Here is a 13,697-nt window from a genome sequence, read left to right on the forward strand (position 1 = left end):
ATGCCAGGCACTTTGGAGTCAGGAGCTAGGGCGCGAGGCCGCAACCGCGCAGAATGACAGACGTCAGGAAATCCGCGGCGTGCTGAAAGTCACTTTCGGTGTATTCGCTCTTGTCCTCAATCGCGAGAATCTGCACCTGGAAGTCAGCGTAGTGTTGCGTGGATGACCAAATCAGGAGGATGAGTTGCACCGGATCGACGGGCGCCATTCGCCCCGCGTCTATCCACTGCTGAATCACACCCGCTCGCGCCTGCACCCACTCCCGCATGGTCGTGGACAGATGATCCTTGAGGACCGGCGCGCCCTGAATGATCTCCAATGCGAACAGGCGCGATGCCAGGGGGTGAGTCCTGGACAGCTCTACCTTGGCGTGAATAAAACTGGCCAGGGTCGTGGCGGGGTCGTCTTCTGGCTGTATCTTCGAGAACATCTCGTTCCACCGCCCCATGATGTCATCCATCAACGCGTAGTAGATGCGCTTTTTATTGCTGAAATAGTAAAGCACGTTGGATTTCGGCAGGCCCGCCCTATCCGCAATTTTCTGAACGGTGGTTGCTCCGAAGCCGTTCTGGGAAAACTCCTTTTCCGCGGCCATCAGAATACGCTCACGATTGCGCTCACGGATTCGGCCCGGGCGCACTTTCTTGCGCTTGTCGCCTGATGACGTTGTTCGCTTCGTTTCGGGGGAGTCTGGTTCGATTTGACGGGTCATGGTGTCGGATAGCTTCAGGTTGGAACGTCGAGGCTCCGACGATAGCCGATCTCTGTGCGGCAATCAAAGGAATAGTCTCCACATAAAAAACTGGACTATTTGGTCAGGAAATTGTAAAAAGAATAACGGGCCCATGTGACTTTTGGCATCCGTGATGCGGCATCGCCTGTGCAACTACTGAAATCAATCAAGGGCTTACGCCAATGACTCTGATGCTCAGTCTTAACAAAGAGAAAAGCAGAAAGAGCCCGGCGCAAGTGCAGAAGAGCGGGAAAATTTGTGATCAGATTCTACTTGAACGGCCAACTACAAAAACTCAACCAAGTCGACCCGAATCTAAGCATCCTCGACTGGCTGCGCACCAGGAAGCGACTGACGGGCACCAAGGAAGGCTGCGCATCGGGCGACTGCGGGGCTTGCACCGTGGTGATCGGCTCGCCCGACCCTGAGCAATCCGGACAGCTCCGCTACGACAGCGTGAACAGCTGCATCGCGCTCGTCGGAAGCCTGCATGGCAAACACCTGGTGACCGTCGACGCGCTGACCCAGGAGCCAGCTCACCCGGTACAGAAAGAGATGGTGGAGTGTCACGGAGCCCAGTGCGGCTTCTGCACGCCGGGCATCATCATGTCACTGTTTGCCCTACATACAGAAAGCGCGGCGAATGGTTCCATACCCGACGACGAGGCCTTATTGGAGGCGCTGTCGGGCAACCTTTGCCGCTGCACGGGCTACCGCCCAATCATCGAAGCCGGGCGTCGGGCGTGTGTGCAAACCTGGGAGCCCGGCACCGGTAACGCCGTTCTGAGCCGAAGCAGTGCGCTCAGCGGCCCGAACGGCGCGACCCCGAACAACCCCGCACCGGGCCTGGCGGCATAGCCTGGCTGCAGGACCCCGAAATGATCGCCGACTGTTAAGCGCGCAGAATACGGCTGGCGAACTCACCGACGATCACGGCTACCGATACGACGCACCAGTCTCTCTTGAGGCGCTGCGTGGGCTGTGCCATCAGTTTCCCAAGGCAAGGTTGATTGCCGGCGGCACCGACCTGGCTCTTGAAATCACCCAACAGCTCAAAGACCTTGATCACCTGATTGGTCTGGGTGGCGTCGAGGAGTTGCAGGTGATCAACGAGGATGAAGACGGGATCTATATCGGAGCCGGCGTCACCTACCGTGCCATGTTCCATAAGCTCGAGGAGCGTTGGCCGCACTTCGGGCCGATGCTGGAGCGCCTGGGTTCACGCCAGATCCGCAACCGCGGGACGGTCGGGGGCAATATCGGGAACGCGTCACCCATCGGAGACATGCCTCCGGCACTGATCGCACTGGGGGCAGAGCTCGATCTGGACAGCGTTGATGGTACCCGGCGCCTGCCCCTGGAGGATTTCTTCCACGGCTATAAGCAGACCGACCTTCAGCCTCACGAGTTCATTCGGGGCACCTGGATCCCCAACCCGGCACCTGACGAAAACCTGTTCATCTACAAAGTCTCCAAGCGAATTGATGACGACATTTCCGCGGTGCTGGGTGCCTTTTGGTTCAAGCGCGACGGCGAAACCATTAAGGACTGCCGCCTGGCCTTTGGCGGGATGGCAGCCACGCCAAAGCGGGCCAGTGGTGCCGAAGCGGCACTTCGAGGACAGCCCTGGAATGCAGACACGGTTGCAGCCGCTATTGCCGCACTGGAACTCGAATTTGAACCCATGACAGACGTGCGGGGGTCCGCAGCCTATCGCCTGCAGGTAGCCGGCAACCTGCTGCGCCGCGCGTTTTTGGAGAGCACTCAAGACACCACAACAACAAACCAGCCCCTCATGGTGACTGACTATGCGTAAACTACCTCCCAATATTCCGCGGCCCACCACAACGGCGAAAGGGCTGACAGGCACCCAGGCGTTTCACGACAGCGCCTGGAAGCACGTTCGTGGACAGGCACGCTATATAGATGACCTCCCCGAGCCCGCAGAACTCCTGCACGCGGCCGTTGGCCAGAGCGAGCACGCCCACGCTCGCATCACCGCCATGGATCTCAGCGAGGTCTGGGCCTATCCCGGCGTTGTCTCGGTCATGACCGTCGAGGACGTGCCCGGCCATACCGATATCGGGCCGGTCTTTCCTGGCGATCCGGTTCTGGCCGGGGATGTGGTCGAACATGTGGGCCAACCGTTGTTTGCCGTTGCGGCAACGAGTCATCGCGCGGCCCGCCAGGCGGCCCGACTTGCGAAGGTCAGCTATGAGCCCCTTCCTACGGCGTTGACCGCGGAGGCCGCGCTTGATCAGCAGTTGTTCGTGCGTCCCAGCCATACCCAGCTGAGGGGCGACCCGGATAAAGCACTGGCCGAAGCGCCAAATCGCCTGCAGGCCCAGATGCACGTTGGCGGACAGGAGCATTTCTACCTGGAGGGACAAGCGTGCCTGGTAGAGCCTACCGAAGACGCAGGCGTGTTTGTTCATACCTCCAGCCAGCATCCGTCCGAGGTGCAAAAGCTGGTGGCCGAAGTTCTTGACCTCCCCATTCATGAAGTCCAGGTGGAAGTACGGCGCATGGGTGGCGGGTTCGGCGGCAAGGAAACCCAGGCCGCACCGCTAGCCTGTATCTCGGCCCTGCTTGCCCGACGCACCGGGCGGCCCGTTAAATACCGGATGGCGCGCTACGATGACATGGTACAAACGGGCAAGCGACACGATTTTTTCAACACCTACGACATTGGCTTCGATAACGAGGGTGTTCTGCGGGGTGCCGACATCATGGTGGCTGGCCGCTGTGGCTTTTCGCCGGACCTTTCCGATGCCATCGTCGACCGCGCGATGTTTCATTCCGACAATGCCTATAGCCTGGGGCAGGCACGGGTCGTTGGCCACCGCTGCAAAACCCATACGGTTTCCAATACCGCCTTCCGCGGCTTCGGTGGCCCCCAGGGCATGATGATCATTGAGCGGGCGATGGACGATATCGCCCGCCATCTCGGCATGGATCCGCTGGATGTCCGCAAGCGCAACCTGTACGGGCCTGGCCGTGATGTGACCCACTATGGTCAAACCATCGAGCAACACGTATTGCCAGACCTGATCGACACGCTCGAGGCCAGCTCAGACTACCGTCAGCGTCGTACCGAGATTTCCAGGTTCAACAAAGAGAACTCGGTACTGAAACGGGGCTTGGCCCTGACGCCGGTGAAGTTCGGCATTTCGTTCACGGCGAAGCACCTCAATCAGGCTGGCGCACTGGTGCACGTTTACACCGACGGCAGCATTCATCTTAATCACGGCGGCACCGAAATGGGCCAGGGGCTTTACATCAAGGTAGCCCAGGTCGTGGCCGCGGCCTTCCAGGTCGACCTGGACCGGGTAAAAGTCTCCGCGACCCGGACCGACAAGGTACCCAACACCTCACCAACCGCCGCCTCCTCGGGTACCGACCTGAATGGCATGGCTGCCCTGGATGCCTGCGAAAAAATCAAACAGCGTCTGGTTGAGTTTGCTGCCGAAACCTATGGCGTGAGCGCGGACTCGGTCCGGTTCGAAAACAATCAGGTCCTTGTCGGCGAGCAGCAGTTCGGCTGGGCGGAGTTCGTGCAACAGGCCTACATGGCGCGGGTTTCGTTGTCTTCCAACGGGTTCTACAGCACTCCCAAGATTCACTATGACCGTGGAACCGGCCAGGGCCGGCCCTTCCTGTATTACGCCAACGGGGCTGCCTGCGCAGAGGTGGTGGTTGATACCCTCACCGGAGAGTACAAGACCATGCGGGTGGACATCCTCCACGACGTGGGACAGTCGCTGAATCCGGCCGTGGACATTGGCCAGATTGAAGGCGGCTTTGTTCAGGGCATGGGCTGGCTCACCACCGAAGAGTTGGTATACAGCGACGAAGGCCGGCTGTTGTCCAACGGCCCGGCGACCTACAAAATCCCGGCGGTCTCCGACGCGCCACCGGATTTCCGGGTGGCCCTGTTGCCTCATAGCCCCAACCGGGAAGCCACCGTATTCCGTTCAAAGGCCGTGGGCGAGCCGCCCCTCATGCTGGGCATGGCCGTATGGTCTGCCCTGCGTGACGCCGTTTCGAGCGTGGCGGACTATCGCTACAGCCCGCCCCTGGATACGCCTGCGACACCAGAGCGGGTGCTCCAGGCTGTCACAGCAACCGAGCGCTGGGTAGCAGCGCAGGGGGAACCGTCATGCAAGAACGCCTGACCTGGATCCAAGCCGTTGCTGACTGCGAACGTCGCGGTCAGCCCTATGTGTTGGTCACGGTACTGGGCGTAACAGGCTCGGTACCACGGGAGCCGGCCAGTAAGATGGTCGTCACCCGGGAGCACAGCTACGACACCATCGGCGGCGGCCACCTGGAATACCGGGTGATCGCCCGCGCCCGCGAGCGCCTGGCAAACCACGAATACAGCTACGAGCTGGCGCATTTCCCCCTGGGTGCCAGCCTTGGACAATGCTGTGGTGGTAGCGTGGCGGTCCTGCTGGAAGCCCAGCCTGGCGGCGATGCTCGCCTTGTGGTCTTTGGTGCGGGTCACGTCAGCCACGCCCTGATGCGCATCGTGAGTGATTTGCCCTGGCAGATCACCTGGGTCGACTCCCGGCAGGAATGTTTTCCGGACAGGACGCCCGACAACACCACGGTTCATTGCACCGACGACCCGGTTGGAGACGTTCCCGAACTGTGCAGCAACGCCCACGTGCTAATTCTGACCCACAATCACGCACTGGATTATGACCTTTGCCAGGCGCTGCTAAAACGCGACGATGTGCGCTCTATCGGCCTGATCGGTTCACAGACCAAAGCGGAACGCTTTCGCCAACGCCTTGGTCACCGCGGATATGCCGAAACCGATATCGACCGCATTCGGTGCCCCGTCGGACGCAGTGACATTCCGGGCAAGCGGCCCATGGAAGTCGCAGTGTCCATTTCTGCCGAGCTTCTTAACCTGGTCGCTTCCGACACGGCCGACAAACCCGCAAAGCGAGGGCTGTCCTGGGGGGCACTCAAAGCGCTGACGAAGGAAGTCAAACCTGGAGAGGTTGAAGTCGCGGGCCAAAAAACGTGACTCAGCAGGGAACCTGACATCGTAGCCAACCCCAGGCCAGCACCCGCTTGAGCGCTGGCCTGGTATAAAGCCTGTCATCAAAAGTTCAATTTGCTCACAATTTTTCTTGACAACTAATACATAATTGTACGAAGTTATCGGTCATGATGTATACAACAAAGAGCTGTAGAAATGACCGAAACAGACCACAGATTATGGATTCGCAATCCGCTTGCCTGCTCTGACCCAAGCGCCGCCGGCGGTATTGTCGTCGCAGGAACAAGAGTTGTGGAAAAGGTGGCCGGGGGGCAGCAACCTCACCAGCCCGTCAACGAGACCTTTGATGCTTCAGAGCATGTCCTGTTACCCGGCTTGGTGAATACCCACCACCACTTCTACCAAACCCTGACCCGTGCCTATTCCCCAGCGCTCAATAAAGAGCTATTTCCCTGGCTGACCACGCTTTACGATGTCTGGGCCAATCTCAACGACAGCCAGATGGCCCTGGCCAGCGAGTTGGCGATGGTCGAGTTGCTGATGTCGGGATGCACCACCGTAGCGGACCATCATTACGTCTTTTCCGGTGCCTTGGTAAACGCGATTGACTGCCAGGTCGAAACCGCCCAGCGCCTCGGCGTTCGTGCGGCACTGACTCGCGGGTCCATGAGCGTCGGGCGCGACGATGGCGGCCTGCCGCCACAGACCGTGGTGCAGGACGAGCAAACCATTGTCGATGACAGCCAGCGTCTTATCGACCGTTACCACCAGCGTGCGGAAGGGGCCATGACCACCATCGCCCTGGCGCCTTGTTCACCGTTTTCAGTCAGCCGGGAATTGATGCGCGAGAGCGCGCGGCTTGCAGAGAAGAATGACGTTCGCCTCCACACCCATCTTGCCGAAACCGAAGATGAGACCGCTTACTGCCAGAAGCTGTTTGGCATGCGCCCGCTGGATTATCTCGAGGACAGTGGCTGGCTCACCGATCGCACGTGGCTGGCCCATGGCATTCATTTCAATGACGACGAGATTCAGCGCCTTGGCCGTGCAGGCACGGGCATCGCTCACTGTCCCTCTTCAAACATGGTTCTGGGCTCAGGGCTGTGCCGGACCCTGGAACTCGAAGCGGCGGGCTCACCGGTCGGATTGGCGGTCGATGGATCAGCATCGAGCGACCACTCGAACCTTGCCTCAGAAATGCGTCAGGCACTGCTTCTGGGCCGCCTGCGTTACTCGCCGAGCCAGGTCACACACGAAGCCGTCATCCGCTGGGCAACGCAAGGCTCGGCCCGTTGCCTGGGACGAACCGATATCGGTGGACTGGAGCCAGGCCAGCAGGCTGACCTGGCGCTGTTCAAACTTGATGAACCGCGTTTCTCAGGCGCGGAAAATCCACTGGCGGCGTTGCTGCTGTGTGGTGCACAACGCGCTGACCGGGTCATGGTCGCCGGGCGCTGGAGAGTGACCGGCGGTCAGCCCTGCGACGTCGATCTTGACGCGTTGATGGCACGCCATGATGAGGCAGCCCGCCAACTGAGGAGAGCCATTTAGAAGATCTTTGTAGAATCATTAGTAGTCAACAGTCAGGCATTCCTACAAAAACAACCACTAGGAGAGACTCATGACAACAAGTACATCCGAACGGCCAGATACCGGTCCAGGTGACCGCTATAACACCCGCGACGTCAATGCCATGCCACCCCTGAGCCGCGCGATACCTCTGGGTATTCAACATGTTCTGGCGATGTTCGTTAGCAACGTGACCGTGCCGATCATCATCGCAGGGGCGGCGGACCTGCCTCCCGACCAGACCGCTTTTATGGTTCAGGCAGCCATGTTTGTCGCTGGCATCGCCACCCTCCTGCAATCCCTGGGCCTCGGACCCATCGGCGCTCGCCTTCCTATTGTCATGGGTACCAGCTTCGGGTTCGTACCGGTCCTGATTCCCATTGCCATCGGCATGGGGTTGCCAGCTGCCCTTGGGGCGGCGTTGTGTGGAGGCGTCGCAATGGCGCTGATGGGGTTGTTTCTTCCCTGGTTTCGGTTTTTGTTCCCGCCGGTGGTGACTGGAACCTTTGTCGTGATGCTGGGCATTCTGTTGATGCCCGTTGGTCTTGCCTACGCCGGTGGTGGTTTCGGCGTGTCGGATTTCGGCGCCCCCCATCACATCGGACTGGCCTCGCTTGTTCTCGTCGTCACCGTGGGGCTTCACCAGTTCGGCCGAGGTATCTGGAGTGAAGTTGCCCCACTGGCCGGTTTGCTGGTTGGCTTCGTTGCTGCCGCGGCTTTTGGCTATGTCGATTTCTCCAAGGTGGGCGATGCCGACTGGGTGACGTTCCCCACCCCGCTGGGCATTGGTATCGAGTTCCATATGGCCGCCATCATCCCCGTGGTAGTGCTGTCTCTGGTCACCGTGGCCGAATCCATCGGCGATATAGTGGGCACCACCGCAGGCGGGCTGAACCGTGAACCCACCAGGAAGGAACTCTCCGGCGGCGTCATGGCCGATGGCATCGCGAGCGTGTTTGCCGCTGTTTTCAATGCGTTCCCCCAGATCAGTTTCAGCCAGAACGTAGGCATGGTTGCATTGACGGGCGTCGTTAGCCGCTATGTGGTGGCGATTGGCGGCGGATTCCTGGTGTTGGCCGGCCTGTTGCCAAAGCTCGGCGGTCTCGTTTCCAGTATTCCTAACGCGGTGCTCGGCGGTGCGGTACTGCTGATGTTCGGTATGATCGCCAGTGCCGGCATTAAGATGCTCAGCCAGGTGCCGTTCGACAAGCGCAACATGCTGATCATTGGTACCTCTCTGACCATCGCCGTGGGTTTGCCGGCGCAAGAGGGGCTCTATGCCAATCTGTCGGAAAACCTGCAAGCGATGATCGAATCCGGCTTGATCCCCGGGGCCCTGACCGCCATCGCGTTGAACCTTATTCTTCCCAAAATCCCAAACCCGGTGCCCGATCGCGCTGAATGCCCAGAAAGCTCTGAAAGCTCGAAGAGCACAGCATTGAGACCGGACTCACTTTGAACACCTGGGTAATTGACGGCCAAACGGCCCTGTTTCCCAGCGATAACCCAAGGAAAACTCGATGAAAACAAAACCAGTGCTAGGCTTAACAGACGTCAATCTGATTCTCGACGCGGCTCAGAAAGAGGCCGACGCCAACGGCTGGCCGGTGACCATCGCGGTGGCCGACGATGGCGGGCATGTTCTGGGGCTGCGTCGGCTGGACGCAACGGCTCCATTCACCGCTCATGTTGCAATGGAAAAGGCCCGTAGCGCCGCCATCGGCCGAAAAGAAACACAGATTTTCGAAGACATGATCAACAATGGGCGAAATGCTTTTCTTTCCGCACCGCTCCAAGGGCTCCTGGCCGGCGGCGTGCCGGTGATCCTGGACGATCAGGTGGCCGGGAGCGTAGGCGTCTCCGGCGTCAAACCCGAACAGGATGTGCGGATAGCCAAGGCTGGCATTGAGGCGATCACTTCACCCGTGAATCGCCTCTGAAAAATGGATCGCCCTGTCGACCACTGAAGCCATCGCACTGGAGTATCCATGAGTATTCGCCTAAAGCTAATCCTGGGAATGGGGGCAGCACTGCTTGCCAGCACGTTGCTGCTGGTTTCACTCAATATCTTCCAGATGCGCGGGCTTCTTGATCGATACCTGCTCAACTCCGCCCTGCCATCCAGCCTGGAGGCCATAGCAAACTCCGTTGAGCGTGATCTTCAGGCCCCTATTACAGCGTCGCGGCTGATCGCAGGGAACAGTTACCTCAAAGAGTGGATCCGTGACAACGAGCCGCAGCAGGGGCTCGACCCCGCCACCCAATATCTGGAGGGAGTCAGGCGCAGCCAGGACGCCGCTTCCGCCCACTTCGTGTCGGCGAGCACGGGCAACTACTACACGCATCAGGGCATCGACAGGGTAGTGACTCCCCAGGCGGACCGCTGGTTCTATAATTTCCTGGAAAGCGGCGAGACCATGGAGCTGTCGCTGGACGTGGACAAAGCGACGGGTAAACCTACCCTCTTCATCAATGCCCGCATGGAGGATCGTGGCGAAGCGATCGCAGTAACCGGCGTCGGAATCGGGCTTGATCAGATGGCTGAGCGAATCAGGGAGTTCCGCTTTGGTGAAACCGGCATCGTGTACCTGGTGTCTGAAACCGGTCAGGTCAACATTCATCCTGACCTACAGCAAACAGACCAGCCCCTATCGAAGGTTATCTCTCCGACGGCCGCCGCCGAACTGTTCCAGGACTCAACGTACCATCTGACCGAGTTTGAGCGTGATGGCCGTCGCTACGTCGCCGCCAGCCTGCCTCTGTCGATCACGGACTGGCGTGTCGTCGTAGAGGTTCCGTCTGCCGAGATCTACGGCGAAGCCAGCCGGGCCAACCAGACCTCTTTGCTCGTCGGCGTCCTCGTAGCTCTTGTTTTCCTGGGCATCATAGCCCTGGTCGCCACTCGCATGACGAAACCGCTGACGAAAATCACTCGGGCGTTGACCGAAATTGCCAAGGGAGGCGGAGACCTCACCCAGGAATTGACCGTTGAACGCAAAGACGAGCTGGGCCAATTAGCAACCGGGTTTAACCAGTTTGTCGGGGCACAGCGAGAGATGGTTCGGGGGCTTCTGGAGACGGCAATCCGGCTCAAGGGCTTTGTCGAGCAAACCTCCACCGTCATGACGGCCAACACCGACCGGGCCAAGGAGCAAAGCAGCCTGACAGACTCCGTGGCCACGGCGGTATGCGAGATGGAAGCCACGGTTCAGGAAATTGCCAAAAGCGCCACGGAAACGGCAAACCAGCTGGAGCAGGTCGGCAACAGCGCCAGTGACATCCGTGACGGCATGTCGCGCTCCATCGCCCAGGTTGAGGGCATGGCCGAGAATATCCGTGAATCGGCCTCGGCGATCCAACAGTTGGCTACCGAAGCGCGGGATATTGGCCAGGTGATCGAAGTGATCAATGCTATATCCGATCAGACTAATCTACTGGCTTTGAACGCGGCCATCGAAGCGGCCCGGGCTGGCGAGCATGGCCGCGGGTTCTCGGTAGTCGCTGACGAAGTTCGCAGCCTCGCACAGAAGACGCAAACATCAACCCAGCAAATCCGGACCATTATCGAGCGCTTGCAGGAGGGCTCCGAGCGTGCGGTCAAGACCATGGCCGCAAGCGAGGAAGCCACCGAAGAAACCGTCAACACCTCCGCAAGCATGGGCAAAGCCCTGGACGGAATCGGCGAGAACGTGGACCGGATCGTAGAGATGAGCCACCAGGTGGCGGCGGCAACCGAAGAACAAAGTTCCGTCACCGAGGAGATCAGCTCCAACGTTCAGGACATCTCTCATCTCAGCGCGCGTTCGAGCGAGGACATGACGGCAGCCAGCCGTGAGATTGAAGAGCTACGTGCGATGGCTGAAAAGCTCGAAACCCAAATGAAGGCGTTCCGGCTCGACCGTGAAGACTGACTTAATGAAGAAAAGATCCGGACGCTGTACCGCTCATCCAACAACTATAAGGAGCCATCAATGAAGCACATATTCGCCGCCTGCCTGTTGTTTGCCTTAACCGCCCAGGCAACTGCGCAGACATACGTGGTTGGAGTGGAACAGGGAAACTTCCAGCCCCATTACGGGGTTGACGAACAAGGCCAATACAGTGGTTTCGCCCGTGAACTACTGGACCTTTTCGCCGAACATGCCGGCGTTACCTTCATCTATAAGCCCTTGCCGGTCGATGAACTTATGCCGGCCCTGGTTGAAGGTAAGGTGGACTTCAAATACCCGGATCACCCCGACTGGGCCCGTTCGGCAAAAACCGGGGACAGGATCAGCTACAGCCGCCCCATTGTGGAGTACGTTGACGGCGTTCTGGTATCTCCGCGGCGCCTCGGCCTGGATGGAGATCACCTTAAACGCATCGGCCTTGTTGATGGCTGGACGGCCCGGGGATACGAGGAAAAAATCGAGGCCTCCCAGATACTCCCGGTACCCAGCGACAACCTGCCCGAAATGATTCACCAGGCGTTGCTGAAAAACAGCGACGGCGCTTACTACAATGTGGTGGTCGCCCTGCATCACATCAATAATGTTCGGGTAAGGCCGGGCGTTCTCGTGTTCGATCCCAACCTCCCACATACCCGAAGCTCCTACCGGCTTTCAACGATCCGGCATGGGGATGTGCTACTGCGCTTCGACAGCTTTCTTGAGGAACGCCACGAACAGGTCGCGGCGATCAAGGCCAAGCACCGGGTAGAGGCCAACATAGGCACCGAATACTTTGGCATGGAGCAATGGAAAGTGGACTTCCTTAAACGGCAAAAGGCGAAAAACACTCAGTGAAACTGGCCCTTCCGCCGTTGTCCTGCCCGAAATGATCAAGACTACCGAGGGCACAGTTCCGTTTCCAGCCAGCGGTGTACTTCATGCCGGTGACGCCTGCGGTTGAGCTGTTCACTGTGGATATCGCGGGGGAAGATTTCCGATGCGTTTTCATGCCTCAGCCAGAAACGCCGGCGCACACCCACGGCATAGCGGCTGGGGCCGTGAACCACTGCGGCCCGGATTTCAACAGCAGTAACATCCTCGAACAGGTAGTCGCTGTCACTGTCGCTATCGTCACTTCGGCGGCCCAGGATGATGTTGCGGAACGAACCCAGCACCAGGTACCCACCGGGCTGCAACGGCCCCTGCCGCAGAACCTGGTGTACATTACTGTCGTCTGCCCCAACCCGACGGTACTCGGTGACTGTCAGGGTTTTCTCTTCACCGCTACGTGTCTGCAGTACCACCTGCACACACTGAACATGGATGGTTTCCTTGCCCATATTCACAAACAGACACAGGGCATCTGGATTTTCATTCTGGGCATGGTGAATGACCATATAGGGACGGTTGTTGCGCTGGTACTGGATCAGGAACAACTGAAAATAAACGATCCAGATAACCGCCATGACCGCGCTGCTGATGGGGCTGATATATTCCATTCGCTCTCCTGCTTCAGTCGGTGTATCCATCCGGATGTTCTATCGAGACATTGGAATTTCAAGTCCGATCTCTCGATAGGTTAGCCATTACTGAAACAACAACTGGGGGCGAGCGCATTAACCCTCGAGCAGGAATTCCCTCAACACCGCGTTATACCACCGAGCATCCTCCATATAGGGCGCGTGCCCCAAGCCGGCCAATTCCACATGCCGCACATCCGCTATCCGATTCAGCAAGGGCTGAGCCTTGGTCAGAGGCGCCACCTTGTCCTGGTCACAGGTAATCACCAGCGTGGGCGCCTGGATTCTGGGCAACTCGGGTTGCAGGTCTTCGGTCTGTATCGCCCAGGCGGCGTTAGCAACGCCTTCTGAGCGTGACTCCGCAGCGACTTTCGCCACTTTCCGGAAAATGGCCTCGTCAGTGCCCGCCGGGAGCATGCCTTTTGCCCGCCGTTGACCGTATACCTCCGGAGGAAGGTCCCTAAGTTCCTCCAGGCGGCGCCGATAGCGCTCGTTGGCACCACCACCCTGCCCTAGGCCATGGCCAGGGTGGGTGCAGGACAGCACCAGACGCTTGACCCGTTGAGGTTCGAGTACCGCCATCTTCATGGCCACTAACCCGCCCATGGAATGGCCAACCACGTTGATGGGACCTGGCCATACCCGTTTGGCAAACGCAATCGCGACCCGGGCGAGGGCTTCAACGGTATTGCCCGCTGCATCCGACTTGCCATAGCCAGGTGCATCCCAGGCGACCATCTTCATGTCGGGTGCCAGCTCACTGAGCTGATCCTGCCAACTGGACGCATTGCCGTTCAGGCCATGCAGGAAGAGCACCGGTTCACCCTCGCCGCTTTCCAGAAAACTGACCCAACCGTGGTCCAGATTGACCCCGAATCGCGGAGCCGCTCCTTGTGTACTGCGTGCATCGTTCATGTGGGAACTCACTCTGT

General features: G+C 59.1%; 12 protein-coding genes. 9 read left to right on the forward strand and 3 right to left on the reverse strand.

Going from position 1 to position 13,697, the window contains the following annotated elements; all coding sequences use genetic code 11:
• Nucleotides 1-25: 25 nt before the first annotated feature.
• Complete coding sequence (locus tag MDG893_RS08090) at nucleotides 26-712, reverse strand: TetR/AcrR family transcriptional regulator (RefSeq protein WP_007153264.1); 687 nt, start codon at nucleotides 710-712, stop codon at nucleotides 26-28.
• A gap of 279 nt (nucleotides 713-991) precedes the next feature.
• Here MDG893_RS08090 and MDG893_RS08095 point away from each other — a divergent pair, with 279 nt between their 5' ends.
• The 9 genes from MDG893_RS08095 to MDG893_RS08135 all read left to right on the forward strand — a co-directional run bounded on the left by MDG893_RS08095 (nucleotide 992) and on the right by MDG893_RS08135 (nucleotide 12,100).
• Nucleotides 992-1,591, forward strand: a complete 600-nt coding sequence (locus MDG893_RS08095) for a 2Fe-2S iron-sulfur cluster-binding protein (protein ID WP_007153265.1) — start codon at nucleotides 992-994, stop codon at nucleotides 1,589-1,591.
• The gene (locus tag MDG893_RS08100; RefSeq protein ID WP_083797678.1) at nucleotides 1,530-2,549 is read left to right on the forward strand and encodes an FAD binding domain-containing protein; all 1,020 of its coding nucleotides are present in this window, start codon (nucleotides 1,530-1,532) and stop codon (nucleotides 2,547-2,549) included. The genes MDG893_RS08095 and MDG893_RS08100 overlap by 62 nt, the downstream gene beginning before the upstream one ends.
• Nucleotides 2,542-4,908 carry a xanthine dehydrogenase molybdopterin binding subunit gene (gene xdhB, locus MDG893_RS08105; RefSeq protein WP_007153267.1) on the forward strand — a complete coding sequence of 789 codons (2,367 nt, stop codon included), beginning with the start codon at nucleotides 2,542-2,544 and terminating at the stop codon, nucleotides 4,906-4,908. The genes MDG893_RS08100 and xdhB overlap by 8 nt, the downstream gene beginning before the upstream one ends.
• Nucleotides 4,893-5,771: a xanthine dehydrogenase accessory protein XdhC gene (gene xdhC / locus MDG893_RS08110; RefSeq protein WP_007153268.1), complete on the forward strand. Its 879-nt coding sequence runs from the start codon at nucleotides 4,893-4,895 to the stop codon at nucleotides 5,769-5,771. Before xdhB ends, xdhC begins: the two co-directional genes overlap by 16 nt.
• Before the next feature lie 171 nt (nucleotides 5,772-5,942).
• A complete protein-coding gene (locus MDG893_RS08115; RefSeq protein WP_040474424.1) occupies nucleotides 5,943-7,298 on the forward strand; it encodes an 8-oxoguanine deaminase in 1,356 nt (451 codons plus the stop codon).
• Nucleotides 7,299-7,368: 70 nt separating this feature from the next.
• On the forward strand, nucleotides 7,369-8,775 hold the full coding sequence (locus MDG893_RS08120) for a uracil-xanthine permease family protein (protein ID WP_007153270.1): 1,407 nt from the start codon (nucleotides 7,369-7,371) through the stop codon (nucleotides 8,773-8,775).
• A 61-nt stretch (nucleotides 8,776-8,836) separates the two neighbouring features.
• Nucleotides 8,837-9,256 carry a GlcG/HbpS family heme-binding protein gene (locus MDG893_RS08125; protein ID WP_007153271.1) on the forward strand — a complete coding sequence of 140 codons (420 nt, stop codon included), beginning with the start codon at nucleotides 8,837-8,839 and terminating at the stop codon, nucleotides 9,254-9,256.
• Between the two features lie 48 nt (nucleotides 9,257-9,304).
• Entirely contained in the window at nucleotides 9,305-11,227 is a 1,923-nt protein-coding gene (locus tag MDG893_RS08130; protein ID WP_040474425.1) for a methyl-accepting chemotaxis protein, read from the forward strand.
• Between the two features lie 60 nt (nucleotides 11,228-11,287).
• Complete coding sequence (locus MDG893_RS08135) at nucleotides 11,288-12,100, forward strand: substrate-binding periplasmic protein (protein WP_007153273.1); 813 nt, start codon at nucleotides 11,288-11,290, stop codon at nucleotides 12,098-12,100.
• A 41-nt stretch (nucleotides 12,101-12,141) separates the two neighbouring features.
• Here MDG893_RS08135 and MDG893_RS08140 read toward each other — a convergent pair whose 3' ends face one another.
• Nucleotides 12,142-12,744 carry a hypothetical protein gene (locus MDG893_RS08140; protein ID WP_007153274.1) on the reverse strand — a complete coding sequence of 201 codons (603 nt, stop codon included), beginning with the start codon at nucleotides 12,742-12,744 and terminating at the stop codon, nucleotides 12,142-12,144.
• Nucleotides 12,745-12,861: 117 nt separating this feature from the next.
• Nucleotides 12,862-13,680 carry an alpha/beta fold hydrolase gene (locus MDG893_RS08145; protein WP_007153275.1) on the reverse strand — a complete coding sequence of 273 codons (819 nt, stop codon included), beginning with the start codon at nucleotides 13,678-13,680 and terminating at the stop codon, nucleotides 12,862-12,864.
• Nucleotides 13,681-13,697 lie beyond the last annotated feature (17 nt).

It is taken from the genome of Marinobacter algicola DG893 (assembly GCF_000170835.1).
Classification (GTDB): domain Bacteria; phylum Pseudomonadota; class Gammaproteobacteria; order Pseudomonadales; family Oleiphilaceae; genus Marinobacter; species Marinobacter algicola.